This window comes from Paenibacillus sp. FSL H3-0302 (assembly GCF_037982245.1).
In the GTDB taxonomy this organism is placed as follows: Bacteria; Bacillota; Bacilli; order Paenibacillales; family Paenibacillaceae; genus Paenibacillus_AQ; species Paenibacillus_AQ odorifer.
The window spans coordinates 890,818-910,951 of record NZ_CP150284.1; the positions used below are offsets into that span (position 1 = coordinate 890,818).

The 20,134-nt window shown below is 43.6% G+C and carries 13 protein-coding genes and 1 riboswitch; of the genes, 10 read left to right on the top strand and 3 right to left on the bottom strand.

Annotated elements, in window-relative coordinates:
- Positions 1-4: 4 nt before the first annotated feature.
- From arcC to MHH50_RS03865, 3 genes are all read left to right on the top strand, one after another.
- Positions 5-955 (top strand): carbamate kinase, encoded by a 951-nt coding sequence (arcC, locus tag MHH50_RS03855; protein WP_076105343.1) that lies wholly within the window; start codon positions 5-7, stop codon positions 953-955.
- Between the two features lie 192 nt (positions 956-1,147).
- On the top strand, positions 1,148-1,729 hold the full coding sequence (locus tag MHH50_RS03860) for a hypothetical protein (RefSeq protein ID WP_076305183.1): 582 nt from the start codon (positions 1,148-1,150) through the stop codon (positions 1,727-1,729).
- A gap of 21 nt (positions 1,730-1,750) precedes the next feature.
- Positions 1,751-2,044 carry a transposase gene (locus tag MHH50_RS03865; protein ID WP_340034579.1) on the top strand — a complete coding sequence of 98 codons (294 nt, stop codon included), beginning with the start codon at positions 1,751-1,753 and terminating at the stop codon, positions 2,042-2,044.
- Positions 2,045-2,113: 69 nt separating this feature from the next.
- Here the strand turns inward: MHH50_RS03865 and MHH50_RS03870 are convergent, their stop codons facing one another.
- On the bottom strand, positions 2,114-3,835 hold the full coding sequence (locus tag MHH50_RS03870; RefSeq protein WP_340033973.1) for a cellulase family glycosylhydrolase: 1,722 nt from the start codon (positions 3,833-3,835) through the stop codon (positions 2,114-2,116).
- Positions 3,836-4,176: 341 nt separating this feature from the next.
- A riboswitch (cobalamin riboswitch) is annotated at positions 4,177-4,378 on the top strand.
- A gap of 162 nt (positions 4,379-4,540) precedes the next feature.
- Here MHH50_RS03870 and MHH50_RS03875 point away from each other — a divergent pair.
- The 5 genes from MHH50_RS03875 to MHH50_RS03895 all read left to right on the top strand — a co-directional run bounded on the left by MHH50_RS03875 (position 4,541) and on the right by MHH50_RS03895 (position 13,518).
- Positions 4,541-9,214: an S-layer homology domain-containing protein gene (locus MHH50_RS03875; protein ID WP_340033974.1), complete on the top strand. Its 4,674-nt coding sequence runs from the start codon at positions 4,541-4,543 to the stop codon at positions 9,212-9,214.
- A 71-nt stretch (positions 9,215-9,285) separates the two neighbouring features.
- Positions 9,286-10,275 carry a DUF4430 domain-containing protein gene (locus tag MHH50_RS03880; RefSeq protein ID WP_076190128.1) on the top strand — a complete coding sequence of 330 codons (990 nt, stop codon included), beginning with the start codon at positions 9,286-9,288 and terminating at the stop codon, positions 10,273-10,275.
- The gene (locus MHH50_RS03885) at positions 10,275-11,165 is read left to right on the top strand and encodes an energy-coupling factor transporter transmembrane component T (protein WP_340033975.1); all 891 of its coding nucleotides are present in this window, start codon (positions 10,275-10,277) and stop codon (positions 11,163-11,165) included. The genes MHH50_RS03880 and MHH50_RS03885 overlap by 1 nt, the downstream gene beginning before the upstream one ends.
- Complete coding sequence (locus tag MHH50_RS03890) at positions 11,138-12,808, top strand: ATP-binding cassette domain-containing protein (protein ID WP_076130088.1); 1,671 nt, start codon at positions 11,138-11,140, stop codon at positions 12,806-12,808. The genes MHH50_RS03885 and MHH50_RS03890 overlap by 28 nt, the downstream gene beginning before the upstream one ends.
- The gene (locus MHH50_RS03895; protein ID WP_076282586.1) at positions 12,790-13,518 is read left to right on the top strand and encodes an ECF transporter S component; all 729 of its coding nucleotides are present in this window, start codon (positions 12,790-12,792) and stop codon (positions 13,516-13,518) included. Before MHH50_RS03890 ends, MHH50_RS03895 begins: the two co-directional genes overlap by 19 nt.
- Positions 13,519-13,830: 312 nt before the next feature.
- Here the strand turns inward: MHH50_RS03895 and MHH50_RS03900 are convergent, their stop codons facing one another.
- Positions 13,831-15,105, bottom strand: coding sequence for an MFS transporter (locus MHH50_RS03900; protein ID WP_076306716.1), 1,275 nt, complete (start codon positions 15,103-15,105; stop codon positions 13,831-13,833).
- Between the two features lie 69 nt (positions 15,106-15,174).
- Positions 15,175-16,086 (bottom strand): winged helix-turn-helix domain-containing protein, encoded by a 912-nt coding sequence (locus tag MHH50_RS03905; protein ID WP_076130090.1) that lies wholly within the window; start codon positions 16,084-16,086, stop codon positions 15,175-15,177.
- 297 nt (positions 16,087-16,383) lie between these two features.
- Here MHH50_RS03905 and MHH50_RS03910 point away from each other — a divergent pair, with 297 nt between their 5' ends.
- A complete protein-coding gene (locus MHH50_RS03910) occupies positions 16,384-17,730 on the top strand; it encodes an MATE family efflux transporter (protein WP_340033976.1) in 1,347 nt (448 codons plus the stop codon).
- A gap of 19 nt (positions 17,731-17,749) precedes the next feature.
- Positions 17,750-20,080 carry a bifunctional glutamate--cysteine ligase GshA/glutathione synthetase GshB gene (gene gshAB / locus MHH50_RS03915; protein WP_340033977.1) on the top strand — a complete coding sequence of 777 codons (2,331 nt, stop codon included), beginning with the start codon at positions 17,750-17,752 and terminating at the stop codon, positions 20,078-20,080.
- Positions 20,081-20,134 lie beyond the last annotated feature (54 nt).

Below are 20,134 nucleotides of genomic sequence, written 5' to 3' on the forward strand. Positions count from 1 at the left end.
TGGAATGAGTAAATTTATAGTTGTAGCCATTGGCGGTAATTCATTGGTGAAAGACAATGGCCGCGATTCTATAGAGGATCAATCTGAGGCAGTACGTGAAATTGCTGTCAATATCGCTGATCTGGTGCAAGCAGGCAACGATGTGGTGGTTACTCACGGCAACGGTCCACAGGTTGGATTCGAGCTGAGACGAAGCGAGGTGGCTTCGGAAGTCACTGGAATGGATGTTACTCCGCTGGTCAATTGCGTGGCGGGCACGCAAGGGGGCATAGGCTATTTAATTCAGCAGGCCTTAACAAATGAATTCATTCATCGCAGATTAGACAAAAAGGTTGCCACAGTCATTACTCAGGTCGAGGTTAGCAAAAATGATCCGAATTTTCAGTCTCCCTCGAAACCAGTGGGCTCCTTCTTCACGCTTGAGCAAGCAGAGGAGATGAAGCGTGCCAAGCCAGATTGGGTCATCATTGAGGATTCAGGTCGAGGTTACCGCCGTGTTGTTCCATCGCCTAAGCCGATTGATATCGTTGAAAAAGACGTCATTAAATCACTCATTGAGACGGGTTATGTGGTAATCGCTGTTGGCGGAGGCGGGATTCCTGTGATCAAAACCGAAAATAATACCTACGAAGGTATCGATGCGGTCATTGACAAAGACTTTGCTACAAGTCTGCTGGCCGAACAGATCGATGCAGAATCTCTTATCATTACAACAGGAGTTCCTCAGGTATGTGTGAATTTCGGTACGCCTGAGCAGAAGGCTCTTGAAGAAGTTACAGCGGCAGAAATGTTGGTATATGCGGAGCAGGGTCATTTTCCTGCTGGCAGTATGCAGCCTAAAATTGAAGCAAGTCTTAGCTTTTTGAAAAAAGAGGGACGCAGAGTTATCATTACCAATCCGGAAAATATGAAAGCTGCGATGAGCCAACAGGCTGGCACACATATTGTAAATTAATAGGATCTAATTTATCTCATCATTTCATGGAGACCGCCACTGATCTAAATCAGGGCGGTTTTTTGACATATTCATGAATTGTTATCTAACTGTTGCTTTCAGATGGCCATATTCTGGTGAATAAAAGGAAGATAAGAGGTAAAACTATGTCCACTATAGAGAAAAAAATACATTAAAATGCGGGGGTAAAAGATGATATCGAATAAAGGAACAACACAACGTTTTACCAGGGCTACAATTCTTTGTTGTATTTGTGCATGTACGGTATTGCTAAGTGGTTGCACTAAAGCAGCGGATGAGACTCAAGTGCCTACTCCAACAGCTCAAGTAGAAACCGCAGCACCTTCTGCAGAAGCAACTACACCTGTACCTACGAATAACGCAACAGAACAACCTCTAACATCTGCGTCACCCGGCTCAAATACTGGGAAACTTCCAGAGGGGGTTAGCATTCAGAGAGTTATCAAGGAGGTTTCGTTAAAAGATAACTATCATAAAAAGGTTGAGCTGCTAACTGACGGAGGCAAGCGGGTCACCATCACAGATCCGAATCAAAAGATTGTTTTGCAGCAGATTGAATATGACGGAAGGATCACTGCGGTTAAGGGTAAACAGGTTACTGTTCAAGTGGAGGGCGGTAAAGAGCAAACCTTAACGATTCCTGATCATATAGTCATTGAAGATGAAGACAAGCTCGGATTGAACAATGGCGTTGAAATCGAGTGGACGGTAAATGCAGACGGACAAATCGAAAGTGTGGAACTGGACGATTAAAAAATTACCGAGGTGAGCTGGATGAAATTTCTAATCGTACTTGGTAGTATTCTTGTTCCCATTGTTATGCTGATGTTACAGGGGAAATCCATAAAGTGGCGTATAGTTTTCAATGTTGTTTCGATCTTAAGTACGATTATCTTTGGAAATATTTCTGCCTTGGCAATTTACGAAATATTAAGAGATCATGCTGTATTTATGACCTCGATCCATGCGATATTTTTAAATCCAATGTTTCTTATTACCGGAGCCTATCTTGGCGTTTATTTAATTTATCGGTTGATGATAATTTCGTATGACGAGGTTTATATGTGATCGGTACAATACAAATAGGGATGTTCCTGCGAAGGACACCCCTATTTGTGTTGTTAACAGGACGGGGGGTTAAGAGGACTTTCCTACAACGTTTGTTCCGCTCTTCGTGATCTTGTAGGTGATGATATCCCCATTCCAGAAGTGGAACTTCAGGATTACCTCGCCGTCTTTAACATCTTTAAAGAACGCGGGAAGCAGCTTGATTTCTTTAGTGTTATAAGAAGGTGAGAAGGTATTGCCGAATTCCTTAAATGGAGTCCAGTCCTGCGGACCTGCATTGCCACCAGCGGTATATACAGCTTCCATTGTGGCAAGCTGGTTACCATTAAAGGTGGTCGGAATGGCAAAGGATTCAGTCGTGCCTTTTGCATCGCTTAATTTAGCTGTGTCATACACAATCACCTTAAGTCTCCACGCAACACCCTTGTTGAATTTCAGAGTCAGCACGGCATTTTCACCGTATTTTTGGGAAGCTGTGAGCTTTTTGAGTTGGCTGGCTTTGATGGTGAGCTCCTCACCATTTAAGGTGTAATCTTTACCTTTGGTCAGATACTTTCCGTTGGCACTAATGGTGGTTAGCTTATTGCCGTTCAGGTTTAGCTTAACCTTGGTATCTTTGATTTGTGCACCTTTTTTTAGGTAGACCAAATCGCTTTCGGTGCTGGAGGAACGCTCCTTCAGACCAGACATTAATACATTGTGGAGTTCAGGATCAGACCACTTATAAGTTTTACGGTTGAAATGCTGTCCGTTATCCCAGAGCATGGAAGTCATTTTCTTTTCTTTCAAATAATAAGTCAGATACTCAAAGAATTTAAGCTTCTCGCCCTGTTCAATCACACCCGTGTCTTTATCGAAACCTAATAAACCAAATTCGCCGACGATGACAGGGATGCCTTTAGCTACAAATGTATTGTAAACGTTATCAAAAGTTTGAGTGATATCGTTTTTTGTATCTTTTTCAAACGTGGTGTAGCCGGCAATGTTCACACTAAAAGGCCAGAAGCCATAGAAGTGAACGGTCGCAATAATATTTGGATCGTTCAGAGCCGTAATCGTCTTATAGAGATGATCCATTCTTGTTTGCGTAGGTGAAGACTCTAGTGAAGGCAATACAAGTGGGCGAAGGTCGTTTTTTCCACCGGATTTCCGCACGATTTGATAGAAGGAGTTATTGAGTTCAGTAAGCATTTGCTCCATTTTTGCTTCGTCCGTACTTCCACCATCGGTGAATCGAGGTTCATTTATGCTCTCGAACATCAGCTTATCGGGTTTGTCCTTGAAGCGATCGGCAATTTGAGTCCAGGCTGAATTATAACGCGCCAGCGTTTCATCGTGTTTTTCTTCCATATGGCTTACCCATAGCCAGGAATCATGATGGACATTAATCATGACATAAAGCTTGGCGTCCAGTGCCCAGCCGACAACTTCTTCCACACGGTCGAGGTAGGCCTTTTCTAGGGTATAGTCTGGTGCCGCACCCATGTGAGTATCCCAGGTCACAGGAATCCGAATGCTTTTATAGCCTTGAGCGGCGATCTTTTTAATAAGTTCTTGGGTCACACGTGGATTGCCCCAGGAGGTTTCATCCTCACCTGTAGCATCTAAAGTATTGCCAAGGTTCCATCCGGGCTGCATTTCGTCTACATAGGATTGGATCTTACTCTTTGGCGCTGCCTTAGCTTGTTGCTCGTCCTTAGTTGCAGCTGCGGCCATGGATGAGAACAGAGAGAGCAGAAGAGCGGTGACAAGTGTCAATGATAAGAAGGATTTCTGGATTCGCGTAGTCATTGAATTCTCCTTTGTGAGATAAATTTAGGATGCTTGGACCTGGCGTTGACGCTGTACTCGGTGGTTAGATGAACACAAACACCTCCAGTTTTATTTTGTAAACGCTTTCTGAATATACCCTAACATAGAATACACTTAGCGAGTACCTTACTAATTTGTGGTAAATTCATATAAGAATTAGTGATTTAAATTAATTTGCCCCACAGTTGGATAAAGAAATTATTTGAATAACCCTACTCGTAGAAATTGGTTATTCAATAGGATTATCTCTAGCTGCCCGTTATACAAAAAAGAAATATAACATGACAAAAGCATATATATTAGTTATGATGAAGCATGAAAATTTAAAATTAGAAATAGGTGCCAACTATGAATGTTGCGGAAGTACAATCATAGATTGGTTAAATGGAAAGCGGGTGTGAATCCCGCGCGGTCCCGCCGCTGTGAAAGAGGAGTCCTTGCAAAATGCCACTGGGAAACTGGGAAGGCAGCAAGGGTGATGATACTTGAGCCAGAATATCTGCCTTTTTCTGTTACACCATCAAACTCTACGATCGATAGAGAGGTGCTTGAATAGTGTTTGCCAGCTATTATTGTGGTTCACTATCTTAACCTCTTGACGTTTATGTTGAGTGGTTTTTTTGTGGTTATGAGAAAGTTTATTCTGTTTTTTATCATAGGTATGAAGGGAAGGGTTATGGAAAAATGAAGAAAAATAAGTTTTTAGCGTGGTTACTTATTGTAGCTGTATTTATTACGACATTCTCTACAAGTGTAATCCCGGCTCAAGCAGATGGAGCAAGCTCTACCCTTAAAGGGTATGTATCTGTATCCGTAGAGAAATTCACCTTAGGCCAAGGGTATATTAAGGAACCTATTAAAGTTCCGATTTATGAAGGCGATAATGGCGCATCTTTAATAACACGTGCGCTAGGTGATGGGAATTATAGATATTTAGGAAATATAGATAGTGGTTTTTATTTATCAGAAGTTAAAGATAGTGGCAGAAGCGAAGTCAATATTCCACAATATATTTTAGATATGATTTCAGTCGATGGGAATACAGTCGGCACTAAAGCAGACCCCGAGTGGTTAAGTCAGTTTGACTACACCTCCATGTCGGGTTGGATGTATGCAGTAAATAATGTGTTTCCTCCGTTTGGGATGACCGATTATAAGCCTCAAGACGGTGACATCATTCGAACTCAGTTCACCACTTATGGCTATGGTTCTGATCTTGGCGGCTGGGGGGAAATCCCAGTTCAACTTGCCAATAAGGATGCTTTAACTGCGGAAATCGCCGAGATTAACAGTGCCCCTAATAAAGAAACTATTTTGGACAGACCAGTAGTGCAATCGGCAGTTTATGAAGCCTATTCCGTGCTCGAAAACATGGCAAGCTCTCAAATAAGTGTAGATCATGCGCTTGTCGGTCTTAATAATGCATTAGACATAGAACCCCCTGTTATTACAGTAAGTGGCATACAAGATAAACAGGAAGTATCCAATAAAGAAATAAGCTTCAAAGTAGCTGTCACAGACAATGTATATAGTGACATTACTCCAGAAGTGAAGCTGAATGGAGTTACTTTATCACCTGCAAATGGGGAGTACAAAGCTACTCTGAATTCAGGCAGTAATGCAATTACTGTAACGGCTCTTGACGGAGCTGGAAACAAAACAAATGTAACTTATCAGGTTACTTACAAACTGGAAACTACAGTTGCCGTCAAACAACAGTTAGATAAAAACCTTGCTTATATTTTAAATACTGTAAAGAATCCAACGTTTGGAACAGGCAGTGGAGAATGGTCAATCCTTTCTCTGGCCCGGGCGAACTATACAGTACCTAACGGTTATTACGATCTTTATTACAACAATGTAGCAACGAAAATAGGATCAATCATTAAAGAGGATGGAAAACTCGACGCCAATAAAAGCACAGAGAATTCCAGAGCAATATTAGGACTTACCTCTATCGGAAAAGATATCACAAATGTTGCGGGATATGATCTGAGAAAAGCACTCGCTGATTATCAATATATCCAAAAGCAAGGCAATAATGGTCCGATTTTTGCTCTGATTGCGCTAGATAGCCATAACTATGAGATTCCTGTAGTTGATGGAGTTACAGAACAGACCACAAGAGAAAAACTAGTTCAGTATATTTTAGATAAAGAGGTTAAAAAAGGTACAGCAGAAGCTGGTGGCTGGGCATTAGGCGTAACCAAAGCCGATGTCGATATGACTGCGATGGCGATGCAAGCTCTTGCACCTTATTATGCAACCCGTGATGATGTAAAAGCTGCCGTGGATCGGGCCATCCAATGGCTGTCCGATAACCAAAACAATCAAGGCGGATTTACAAGCTGGGGAAGCACTAGCAGCGAGAGTATCTCGCAGGTAATTGTAGCCTTAACTGGTGTAGGCGTAGATCCGCACACTGACGCTAGATTTGTTAAAAGTGGAAATTCGCTTATTGATGCATTACTTAGCTTTGCTGCACCTGAGGGTGGATTTAAGCATATCCTCACAGGCAAAGTGGACAATATGGCGACGGACCAAGGTACGTATGCTCTTGTGTCCTATGATCGTCTGATCAATCATAGCAACCGTCTCTTTGATATGAATGATGTGCAACTGGAACAACCAGAAGAACCGGGGCCTGGGCAACCAGAGGGTCCGAAAGAACTTCCGTTACCTTCTGGGGAGAACCCGAAAGTTGAAATCCCAAATGACGCTAATGATTATATCGTTCCGATCAGCGCTGGAGATAGCAACAAAGAAATCACAGTAGCTATTTCAGAAGAAAATCAATCAAAGGTTAGTGTCAATTTACCAAGTAACAGCGACCTTCCTCAGATAGAGGCCATAAAAGGTAACGTATCTGTAGTCATTCCTAAGGGTGCAAAAGTTACGAGTGGGGATGCCTCAACGATTGAACTGATTTCAGCTTTAACCGGTGCAGAATCTGCACTAAAAGATAGTGTGAATCAGATTATTCCTGGGGACAAGAAGCTTGATAACATTCTTCAAGCATTTTCCATGGGTGGTAGTGCAAGAGTAGAATTTAGTCAATTTATTACGTTAACCTTTAAGGACCTTAAAGGAAAAGAAGCTGCTTATATTCAAAATGGCACCCCTCATGCCATTCAAAAATTTGCAAGTGATGACTTAGGTTTTGCAAGCGGTAAGTCTGAGTATGCCTATGATAGTGGAAATGACTTAATTGTAAAAACCAATCACTTCACTGACTACATTGCGTATGCTTCCAGTGCAGTACAAACACCTGGCGGCGACGGTGGTAACGGTAATGGTAGCGGAAATGGTGAAGGAAATGGCGGCAACAATGGTGGCAACAATGGTGGCGGAACCACTCCATCGAAACCATATGTAATCCTGTCCGTGGATAAGCTTACGATTAATAAGGGATATGTTGTTCCATCTGTACAGGTAGAGCTACAATCTGGTGACACAGTGTGGTCTGTACTAAAAAGAGTGCTGGATAGCCGCGGTATCGACTATAGAGATTCCTGGAACAGTGACTTTGGAAGTGTATATGTTGAATCCATAGCTGGTGATGGGGAATTTGACCATGGCAGCGGCAGTGGATGGATGTATAATGTGAATGGGAAATATCCTAATTATGGAGCATCTTCATATGACCTAAGTTCCGGGGACAGAATTCAGTGGCGTTATACTACGAATTTGGGTGTGGATCTAAATGCACCGATACCAACTACAAGCCCAACCCCAACGCCTAAGCCTGGTGCTACTCCTGCTCCTGGTGGGGGAGCTAATCCGGAAGCCGGCGTTGATCCAAATGTGAGTCCATCTCCAACAGTGACTCCTAAGGATCCTACCCAGAACACGAATGATATTAAACAACTGTATACAGATGCTGATAAGATCTCTTCCTGGGCCTATTCAGCGATTGAAACAGCTACAGTAAAAGGATATATCCAAGGTAATAATGGCCAGGTGAATCCGAAAGCTTATATCACAAGAGCGGAGTTCACTAAGATTCTCGTTTCTGCATTAGAACTTGATATTAAGAGTGATAAAGGCATTACCTATAAGGATGTCGCTCTAGGCGATTGGTTCTATCCATATGTGAATGCTGCGCATAAGGCAGGTCTAATCACAGGCTTTAATAATGAATTTAAGCCAAATGACAAGATTACTCGTGAGCAGATGGCAGCAATTATCGTCAGAGCATTGGCCATCCCGGCGACGAAGCCAGGAACAGCGATTAAAGATATCAACACAGTATCGGCATGGGCCAAAGCAGATGTAGAGACCGTTGTTGCGACTGGTTTGATGTTAGGTGATGATAATCAATTTAAACCTAAAGAGCTTGTAACTAGAGAAATGGCGGCCGTTGTAGCTACCAGAACCCATGATTATAAGAGTGGGAACAAAGTGGTTAGTCCGACTATTCAGAATAAAGCAGTTAGTTCTTATATTCAGAACACAGCTGCCTTTTTGCAAAAAACAGTAACAAACCCGGTTATCTCCTCGGTTGGCGGGGACTGGACAGTGTTCGGGCTGGCACGTTCAGGCGTGAAGGTTCCAGATAGTTATTACACTAAGTACTACGCGAATGTAGAAGCAACTCTTAAAGAAAAAGCTGGGAAGCTGCATAGCGTAAAATATACGGAATATGATAGAGTTATTTTGGCATTAACTTCAATCAACAAAAATATTGATAAAGTGGCGGGTTATAACCTACTGGAACCGCTCGCGGATTTTGATACTGTAATTAAGCAAGGTATTAATGGACCTGTGTTTGCTCTCATTGCACTGGACAGTAATCATTACGACATTCCAGTGGTTAAGGGTGTAAAGACGCAGACGACTAGAGAGCTGCTCATTGATTATATTTTGGGCAGAGAGATCAGCGGCGGTGGATGGGCACTAGGCAGTAATGCTACAGCGGCTGATCCAGATATCACGGGGATGGTCATTCAAGGCTTAACGCCTTATTACAAAACCAACGCCAAAGTAACAGCTGCTGTGGACCGGGGGATTGCTTGGTTATCCAAAACACAGACTGCAGACGGTGGTTTTGCAAGCTGGGAATCTACAAATTCCGAAAGCATCGCTCAGGTGATTGTAGCTTTAACTGGCCTTGGTATTGACCCGCATAAGGATTCCAGATTTATCAAAAATGGACATTCCGCAGTAGACTCATTGCTTAGTTTTGCTGCACCTGAAGGTGGCTTTTATCACGTGAAGCAGGGTGGAGTAGGCAATGGAGGCGCGCAACCAGGAGAAGTAGATCTTATGGCTACGGATCAGGCGATGTATGCACTGGTTTCCTATGATCGACTCGTTAATGGCCAGACACGTCTTTATGATATGACAGACGTCAAATAGAATTTTATTTAGAGAGATAAGCAAGGGTAGCGTGTATACCCTTGCTTATTATTTAAGGTGGGACTAGAGAAATGAACAAGAAGAAATGGTTAACAGCGATACTAATCATAGGTGTATTGGCTATCGCCTTCTTTTGGGGCGGGGATTACCAGAAGAGCCCAAACAAGGTCGCAAATAGTAGCGTTGAGACACAGGTTATAGAGCCAGAGAACACTGCTTCCGCAACAAATGATGATGTTGAACCCACTGAGGCCATCGCTACCGAGACAACAGAGATAACACCGTCAGCTACGCCAAGTGAAACAGCTAAGCCCATTGAAACCCTAAAACCAAATGAATCGGCAACACCAACGGAAGCTGTAACACCAACAGGAACTGCAGCACCAACAGAAGTTGTAACACCGGTCGCAACAACAAAACCTGCTGCAACGAAGCAACCGACCGCAACGCCGAAAGCGGCTAAAACGTCCGTGCCGGAAACGAAAGCGACGGCAAAACCCGTAACAAAACCTGATTCAAAAGTAGCGACAACAGAAACCAAGCAGGAACCGAAAAAGGATAAATTTCTTACCGATCCAGTGCCAAGCGGGAAACCTAAACCAGTGGAATGGCAAGATGCAACGGTAGATAAGAAGAAGCAATTAACGGCTACCTTGTCCGTCTCAGCGGCAACAATTTTAGATAACATGGATATTTTTAATCAGGATAAGCTTGAAGTATTGCCGGCAGATGGTATCATTTATAAAGCGCAGAAGGTAACTTTTTATGAAGGTGAGTCTGTGTTTGATGTTTTACTAAGAGAAATGAAAAAGAATAAAATCCATATGGAATTTAGCATGACGCCGATCTATAACAGTAATTATATTGAAGGCATAAATAATCTGTATGAATTCGACGCTGGAGAGCTCAGTGGATGGATGTACAAAGTAAATGGCTGGTTCCCTAACTACGGCAGTAGCCGTTATGTTCTCAAAGATGGCGATGTCATTGATTGGGTATACACTTGTGATCTAGGTCGAGATGTGGGTGGTTATGTAGCCACAGGAGGAGCTCAGAAATAATGAAGGATAGCTTTTCTACCTTTCATCCGTTTGTGAATTTTCTATATTTTGTTGTTGTATTGCTGTTTAGCATGGTGTTCATGCATCCTATATTTCAAGTGATTGCCCTTATTAGTGCTGTAGCCTACTCAATTATGTTAAAAGGAAAAAAGGGCATCCGATTTAATCTGCTTTACATGATTCCTTTTCTGCTGTTTATCGCAGTGATGAATCCTGTTTTTAATCATCAAGGGGTAACGATCTTGTTCTATTTAAACAACGGGAACCCTATTACGAAAGAATCGATTCTTTATGGCGTGGCAGCGGCGTGTATGTTTGTGACGGTAATTATTTGGTTCTCCTGTTATAACGTCGTGATGACCTCGGATAAGTTTATTTATATATTCGGAAAAATACTGCCGGCACTGTCGTTGATTTTTTCGATGGTGCTTCGTTTTGTTCCTAGATATTTAGCGCAAATCAAGGTGATTTCTAATGCTCAAAAATGTATAGGCCGGGATGTCTCCCAGGGAAATCTCCTCGCGCGTGCGCGGAATGGCATTACGATCCTCTCCATTATGACCACCTGGGCTTTGGAAAATGCGATTGAGACAGCAGATTCCATGAGATCGAGAGGGTATGGATTGCCGGGCCGTACAAGCTTTTCTATCTTTCGGTTAGATGCCCGAGACAAAGTAGCCCTCTTGATCATGACAGGCTTAATTGCGCTGGTAGCCGTAGGGGCAGTGATGGGTGAGAACACCATGAGATTCTATCCGTCGATTAAAGCGAGCGCAATTACGCCTTTTAGTATTCTTATATATATCGCTTATTTTGCGTTATGTATGATCCCAGTGCTCATCAATATGGTGGAGGCAATGAAATGGAAATCTATCGAATCGAAGAACTAAGCTTTACTTTTCCTGAACAAGAGCAAGCGGCTCTTTCGAATATTAATCTTACGATTGAAAGTGGAGACTTCATTACTATTTGTGGAAAGTCAGGCTGTGGCAAAAGCACTCTGCTTAGACAACTGAAAACAATTCTAACCCCACATGGCAGTCGCCAAGGGGCAATTTATTATAAGGGTCAACCTGTAGAGGAGATTGATCAAAGAACGCAGGCAGCGGAAATTGGTTATGTACTCCAAAGTCCGGACAATCAAATAGTGACAGATAAAGTATGGCATGAGCTTGCCTTTGGGCTGGAGAGCTTGGGGTATGATCATTCTACTATTCGTCTGCGTGTGGCGGAAATGGCCAGTTTTTTTGGGATCCAGACCTGGTTTCATAAAAGTGTGACTGAGTTATCAGGCGGCCAGAAGCAGCTGCTTAACTTAGCCTCCATAATGGCTATGCATCCCTCGGTTCTAATCCTCGATGAGCCTACCTCCCAGCTAGATCCTATTGCGGCTTCCGATTTTCTGGAGACGGTCAAAAAGATAAATCGTGAGCTGGGAACAACCGTGATCATGACCGAGCATCGTCTAGAGGATGTTCTTCCGCTTACAGATCGGTTGATTGTGCTGAATGAGGGAGTTGTGATCGCCGATGATACCCCGCAAAAGGTGGGCGAGGCTTTAAGTAAGCTGAATCATCCGATGTTTCTGTCCATGCCCTCACCGATGCAGATTGTTGCAGGAGTAGATCATGACTTAGCGTGGCCTGTGACTGTGAAGGAAGGGCGCCAATGGTTGGATGCTTTTCTAAAGGGTAAGACTCCTGCAACGATGGCAGAAACTCAGCCTAGCACGAAAGAGGCCGGCCCTGTAGTCATAAAGTTTAAGGACGTATGGTTTAAATATGATAAAAATGGACCGGATATCATTAAAGATTTGTCGTTTGAAGTGAAGCAAGGGCAATTTTATTGTATTGTTGGCGGGAATGGAACAGGGAAGACATCGACGCTGTCGCTGATGAGCGGGATCCTTCAGCCTTACAGAGGGAAAGTTCTAATCGGTGGGAACAACCCTGCGAAGATGAATGCCAAAGCGTTGTTTACTAACAATCTGGGCATCCTCCCGCAAAATCCGCAAACCTTATTTGTGAAAAAAACAGTCGAGCTAGATTTATATGAAATGTTATCCCAGCTCTCTTTGACGAAGGAAGAAAAAACCGCCAGAGTTGAAGCTGTGGTAAAGTTCGCAGAACTGGAACATCTCCTCTCCATGCATCCGTATGATCTCAGCGGGGGAGAACAACAGCGTGCAGCGTTGGCGAAGGTGCTTTTGTTAGAACCGAAGATTCTGCTGTTGGATGAACCGACCAAAGGACTGGATGGACCCTTCAAAGAGAAGCTAGCCGTATTCCTGCAAAAGCTCAATGCCGAAGGCGTTACTATTGTAATGGTCTCGCATGATGTTGAATTTTGTGCCAAATACGCTGAGGTCTGCGCCATGTTTTTTGATGGAAGTATCATCACTACGAATGAAGCACAGAAGTTTTTTGCGGGAAACAGCTTCTATACAACGGCCGCCAACCGTATGGCGCGTCATGTATGGAATGAGGGAGTAACGATAGAGGGTGTGATTGATTTATGTCAAAGAAGCAGATAACGGATCGTCGTTTGAGTCGTCGAACTTTATTAGCGGCACTACTAATCCTCATAGTCATTCCAGCTACGATTTTATTAGGCATCTTTGTGCTAAATGATCGGAAGTATTATTTTATCAGTCTATTAATTGTTATCTATACGATGATTCCTTTTGCGATGGTATTCGAGAACCGGAAGCCGCAGGCGAGGGAGCTGATCGTTATAGCGGTGTTAGCAGCCATTGCCGTGGCGGGACGCGCAGCCTTTTTTATGTTGCCGCAGTTTAAGCCAGTAGTTGCTATTGTCATCATCGCAGGGGTAAGCTTGGGTGCGGAGGCAGGGTTTCTGGTTGGCGCTGTTGCAGGCTTTGTCTCGAATTTCTTCTTTGGGCAGGGGCCTTGGACGCCTTGGCAAATGTTTTGTTTTGGCATCATTGGCTTCCTGGCGGGCATTTTCTTCAAGAAGGGTCTGCTTAAAAAGAATAAGCTGTCGCTGTGTATATTCGGAGGCTTAGCGACGTTTTTCGTATACGGAGGCATTATCAATATAGGCTCGTTGATGATGTTCACTTCAGAGTTCTCATGGCCGGCTTTAATGACCACTTATATTTCAGGTTTTTGGTTTGATATGGTGCATGCGATCTCGACGGTGGTGTTTTTGTTTTTTATTGCTAATCCTATGATTGAGAAGTTGGATCGGATAAAAACGAAATATGGGTTGATTGCCCCTTAGGTTCTTGGTATTAGCTTTTGGAGGTTTGTGCGCTTTTTACGCTGGCGGACGCTCCGCTTTTCCACAATCAGTCCGTTCTCTCCGCTGCTATCAGCGCGAATTCCAAAACACAAACACACAAACACAAACTAAAGGCTCAGCGCCTCCCGCTTCAGTTTTTAGCGGAAGGGGGAGGGGAACTAGTGGCTACGAATCAGGCCACTGTGACAAGCCACTGAAAAGAGAATATACCTAGTAGCGATGCTCCTAGGTGAAAACTTATAAAAACAGACGATGTTCCGGTATCCGGTATCGCCTGTTTTTTTGATTCACTTAACGTTCAGCAACAACTTTGTGCGGGGGAACCCCGGCATCGGGCTGCCTATGAGTGGCTTCAAGTGTGGAGAGGTCGCCGTCCAGTGTTTTGAGTCCGGGGAGCAGCAAGGCTGCGCTGGCGCAGAGCATTGGAAGCAAGCCGGCGATGACAAAAAGTGCAGGCACACCATAGAGTTCAGCAATCGCGGCGCCGGCAAAAGCACCAAAAGGCTGTAAACCGCCACCGATTAAAAAACGGATGGAGTTGACTCTTCCTTGCAGATTGCCCGGAACCAGACGTCCATGGAGTGAAGAGCTTAAGGAGCCGAAGAAGGGGCCTATCGTTCCGGTGGCGAATACGGCGGCGAGAGCAAAAGAAAAACTAGGAAATAACCCCCATAATGTTGTAACTAAACCGATGGTCCCCAGACTTCCGAGCATGACAAACCGCCTCTTTTTAATTTCCCCTATCATGGAAATGACGCTTAGCCCGACTAAGGTTCCAAGTGCGAAAACTGTACTAAGTGTGCCCATCGTCGCCGCATCACGGTGGAGCACTTCGCGTACAAAAGGAACCATCATGGTCCAGACGGCAATTGAGCTTAGATTACTAATAGAGGCCATCATCATTATCGTAAGCATGGCGGGGAACTGTTTATAGAAGGTAAAACCCTCAGCTATTTCGCGAACGTAGATGGCAATGGAGAAACGGCCTGGAGCTGGAGAGGGCTTGGGTAGCTTCTGCAGGCACAGCAAGGTAGTGATGGCCGCAACGTAACATAACATGTTGATGCTAAGGGCTGGCAGCGCGCCACTGGCAGCGGTCAACGCCCCAGCCAGGGCGGGGCCCAGCAAGACTGCTGCACTTTTACTGCCATCGATGATAGCAAAAGCCCGCACCAGCTTCCGGCTATCGGCAACGCCGGGAATAACAGCCATGGCTGTTGGCATGAACAGGGCGGCGCAGGCCCCGCTGAGACCAGCGGCGACAAACAGATGCCACAGCTGCAGTTGGCCAGCCAGACCCATGCCAAGCGGTAATGCTATAGCCAGCAGGCGAATGGCTGCCAAGCAGGCCATAAAGCGTACCCGGTGGAGTCGGTCGGACAGCGGCGAGCCCAGCAAGCGCAGCAGCAGCTCAGGTATGCCGGAGCTGAGTGCGAGTGCTCCCATCGCTAGTTTGGAACCCGTCAGCTCATAGACGAGCCATTCCATAGCCAACAAGCCAAAAGCATCCCCAAAAGCACTTAAAGTTATGGTTGAGAGTAAACCATAATAGCTGCGTTTTATCATAGCCTGTTCGCTCCTTTCTTATATTTCTCGCATATACGCTTACCGTCCTTATAAGGACGCTTAAGGCGTTTATGCTTGACTCTCTAGATATGACCCAATCTGTTGCGGTAGCCCATTTAAGGCTTCCAATCGCAGGCTATACGATGTGCTTTTAACGTTGGTATGGACAATGACCAGCCCTGCTGCGCGCAGCGCGATCAGATGGTAGTGGATTGTACTTTTAGAAAGTCCGACTTCCCGCACGATTTCCGTGAAATTCAACTGCTTGCCTGTAAGCAAACGAAGGATATACAGCCGCGTCTCATCCGAGAGTGCCCGGGTAAGGCGAAGTAGTGCTGGAGCAGGCCGGCCAGCTTCCGGAGGGAGAACATCACAAGAGTAGCTAGTGAACACGAATTCATCAAACATAGAGGTGGTGACCAGTGGGCGGGCATGATATTGCGGAATGATAATGACCTGCTTCAGACGTTCGGTTGGATAGAGGCGCATTCCGTCGGTTGCTGCTTCAAAGACTTCCATATCATTGTTCCCATTCAGTGTCGTTCGTCTTGACTCAGCTTCCTGTTCAAGCCCTTTGAGGATATTAGGGTCGATTCCATTGAAGTAACCCGCGTTCCATTCGCGCAGGATGTCAGAGGCAGTGTCCCTTAGCTCGGAAAGATTAGAGGGGACCGATTGGCCGAAACGTCCAGATATTTCATACAGTTCACCCGAAGTTAACCCATCAAACCAATCCAGAAAGCTGCTAACCGAACGTTCTACTGGACAGCACCAAATGTAGGGAGCCAAACTGAAATCATCAAGTTTCTTAACGACCTCTTGCATTTTACGAAGCAACATCGGGGCAAATCTTGCTTGGACTTCACGTACCCAGAGCTTACCGGAATCCATAGCAGTATGGTTCTGCTTGCTTAGAAAAGCAGTCATACTGTTCACACATTCATACATGGGGGCAAAATCGACTTCTACTTTATATTCCATGAGCTTCTCCATCCTTTGAGTAAGTTACTGAAACATTTATTAGTTCTATAATTATAGAACTTTTTATTGGTTTTATTGTAAACGAACTATATTCCATTTTCAATAGCTTTTCGACTGAAAACAAAAGAAATTTTAATTACGAAAAAAAGACAGTTCCGGTAGGCACATTTTGTGCACTAGGAACTGTCTTTTGACGTCTACACAATTTATATACTTTTTAGGAGTTCTGAGTAGATTGCTCAAATATAATCAATTGATTATATAAGTGTTTGGTTATATAATAAATCTGAAAATCAGATGAAGAAGGTGTTTTTAGATTTGAAGGAATTTCAGGGCATGAATGATTTGACTCAGGGCCCTATTATGCCTACCTTAATGAAATTAACGCTTCCCATTATTGCGACGAATTTCATCTCCACAACCTATGGCCTCGTCGATATGATTTGGGTTGGAAGATTAGGAAGTGGTCCTGTTGCCGCGATTGGCACGGCGAGTTTTTTCATTAATCTAGCGATTGCATTGTCGACTATGATTACGATCGGTACAGGGATTAAGGTTGCGTTTTGTATGGGATCTGGCCAGATAGAGAAGGCTAAATCTTATATGAAAAACGGGTTTACGATGTCTATTTTATTAGGACTTCTCTATATGAGTTTAGTTCTGTTGACCAACAATCAGTTGATTGGTTTTTTTGATCTTGGAAGTGATGAAGTGATTTCGATCTTCGGGACGGTATTTTCCATCGTAAATACTTTGTTTGCCACACTCTTAAACTCGATGGGAAATAGTAAACAACCGTTTCAGATCTTCTCTGTTGGTCTTATGGTTAATATCGTCCTTGATCCATTTTTAATTTTTGGCTGGGGCAGTTTTGAAGGTTGGGGAATAGCGGGGGCAGCCACGGCAACATTGACAGCGAACATCTTAGTTACGGCTCTTTTTATCATAAAGACAAGAAAGTCAGAAATCATTTCGAACACATCAGCATGGGACATTCGTCAAATGAAAGAAGTAATTCGTATGGGACTTCCGATCACAATCCAACGGGTCACCTTTACGCTCATATCGATCGTCATTGCTAAGATCATAGTACGTTTTGGGGCGGATGCGATTGCGGTGCAAAAAGTAGGGATTCAAATTGAATCTATTTCTTATATGACTATTGGAGGACTACAGGGAGCTATTGCTGCCTTTTTTGGACAAAATTATGGAGCACGCCGATTGGACCGTATAGGGCAGGGATATCGTAAGGCTTTGATCTTAACCTCCATCTTTGGCGTGATCATATCGCTTATATTTATTGCGTTCCCGCAGCAGCTATTTTCCTTGTTTTTATCAGATCAGACAAGCCTGGAATTAGGCACTGATTATATGCGCATCATTGGCTACTCTCAATTATTTATGTGTATGGAATTGATGACAGTAGGTGCGTTTAACGGCATTGGCCAAACTCATATCCCGCCGATCTTCAGTATTATATTTACTGCACTGCGAATTCCACTAGCCTTGATTTTATCCGAACCTTTTGGCCTGAATGGGGTGTGGATGTCGATTGCTCTAAGCAGTGTGTTTAAAGGGGTTATTCTTGTGTTCTGGTTTAGAAGATCTTTATTCAAAATGAACAAACAGCAGATAAACTACTAAGCAAAGGATGATCGTTGAAATGGCTTTATTAAATCGTAAACTCATACAGCTTCTGAGGGATAACCATTTGAATAAGGAGCTTTTTCACGGCGAATTTGGACTGGAAAAAGAAAATGTCAGAGTGGATCCAGAGGGAAGGCTTGCGCTGACACCACATCCTAAAGCTTTTGGCAACAAAATGGAGAACCCGTATATTCAAACCGATTTCTCAGAGAGTCAAATTGAAATGGTCACCCCTTCTTTTGATTCTATTGATGAGACTTATAACTTTCTGGAGGCGCTGCAGGATATTGTGTCGCTTGAGCTCAAGGAAGAATATCTGTGGCCAAGTAGTAATCCTCCAAGGCTACCGAATGATCAGGACATCCCCATTGCCAAGATGGGTAATCCGATTGAGGATGAATACAGACATCAGCTAGCAGACAAATACGGTCGCAAAAGACAATTGCTGAGCGGAATCCATTACAATTTCTCTTTTGATGAACAATTTCTGAGACAGCTTCATGACATAGCAGATCCACAGGTGAGCTTTAAAGAATTCAAAGACGCTACCTACTTAAAAATAGCCCGTAACCTATTGCGGTACCGTTGGCTTCTTATCTATTTAACAGGCGCCAGCCCTGTTTTTGATAAGACTTATATGGAACAATGTGTAGCTCGCGGGGAAACAGATGACGACAAAAGCTTTTATTATCAGAATATGAATTCACTGCGGAATAGCGAATGTGGGTATCGAAATGAAAAACCTCTTTATGTATCTTTTGCTTCGTTAAAGGATTATGTTCATGATTTACAAGCTTTGATCGAATCGGAAGAATTATTAAGTGTAAAAGAGTTTTATAGTCCGGTTAGAGTGAAGACAGCAAGAGGCAAACACCCTTTAGAGGAACTGATGCAAGATGGGATAGCTTATTTGGAGCTTCGGTTTATTGATCTGAATCCACTCTACAAAATAGGAATCGGCAAAGAAATGATGATTTTCATTCATCTTTTTATCCTGTATATGCTGCTGAAGGAGGACGAACCGTTCGGAGTAGAGGATCAGAAGATGGCGAATCTTAATCATGATCAACTAATCATGGAAGGAATAAAGGGATGTTTGCATGATTACGGGGATTCATGTACAACGATGGAGCAGCAGGCATTAACTTGTATTCATGAGATGCAGGATATGATCCAACTGTTGAACCCGGAGAATGAAGTGTTTTTGAACGTATTGCATGGAGCTAAGAATAAAATTGTAGAGCCAGACCGGAGTTTTGCAGCTATTGTGAAGTCGGAAGTTCAACAATCCTCTTTTGTACAATACCATCTGAATAAAGCTAAACAATATGCTAAGGAAAGTCTTGCGAATGGATACCGTTTTGTGGGATATGAGGATCTGGAGCTATCTACACAGCTTCTTTTGAAGGCAGCGGTTAAACGTGGCATTAAGTTTCAATTGATCGATCGGGAAGAGAACTTTGTAGTTCTTACGCAAGGTGATCATAAAGAATATATTAAGCAAGCTACGAAGACCTCCCTTGATTCTTATAGTACGGTATTAATCATGGAGAATAAGATCGTTACGAAAGAAGTTCTTAAACAGCAAGGCATTCGTGTTCCCGCAGGAGAAGCTTTTCGAAATCTGGAAGAGGCAATGAATGCGCATGGCACTTACCGTAACAAGGCTATTGTGATTAAGCCCAAATCAACCAATTTTGGACTCGGCATTACTATTTTTACAGACGACTTCTCTAAAGAAGATTATCAAAAAGCCTTCGAAATCGCCTTCGAGTTTGATCGAACAGTGCTACTAGAGGAATTCATGACGGGTAAAGAATATCGTTTTCTTGTCATGGGTGATGAAGTAGTCGGAGTATTGCACCGGGTTCCTGCAAATGTGATTGGAGATGGTGTACATACGATTGAACAACTAGTGCACGAGAAGAATAAGGATCCGTTAAGAGGCCGTGGGTACAAGACACCACTTGAGAAAATTCAGATCGGTGAAGCAGAAGCGATGTTCTTGAACAACCACGCTCAGGCTTGGAGTGATATTCCTCCATTAAACGAAGTCATCTATCTTCGGGAGAACTCTAATATTAGCACGGGTGGTGACAGCCTGGATTTTACGGATGAGATCCCAGATAGTTATAAGGCTCTGGCGATTCAAGCGGCTAAAGCTGCGGGCGCCACTTTTTGTGGAGTGGATATGATGATTGATGACATCAAGGAAGAAGCCAATGATACGAACTATAGCGTTATTGAGATTAACTTTAATCCAGCGATTCATATTCATTGTTATCCTTATAAAGGGAAGAACCGAAAGGCGGATGAACGGATTCTGAATCTATTATTTGGGGAATAAACAGAAGCTCAACCAGTACCTTTGGTTGAGCTTCTGTTTTTAAAGGGGCAATTC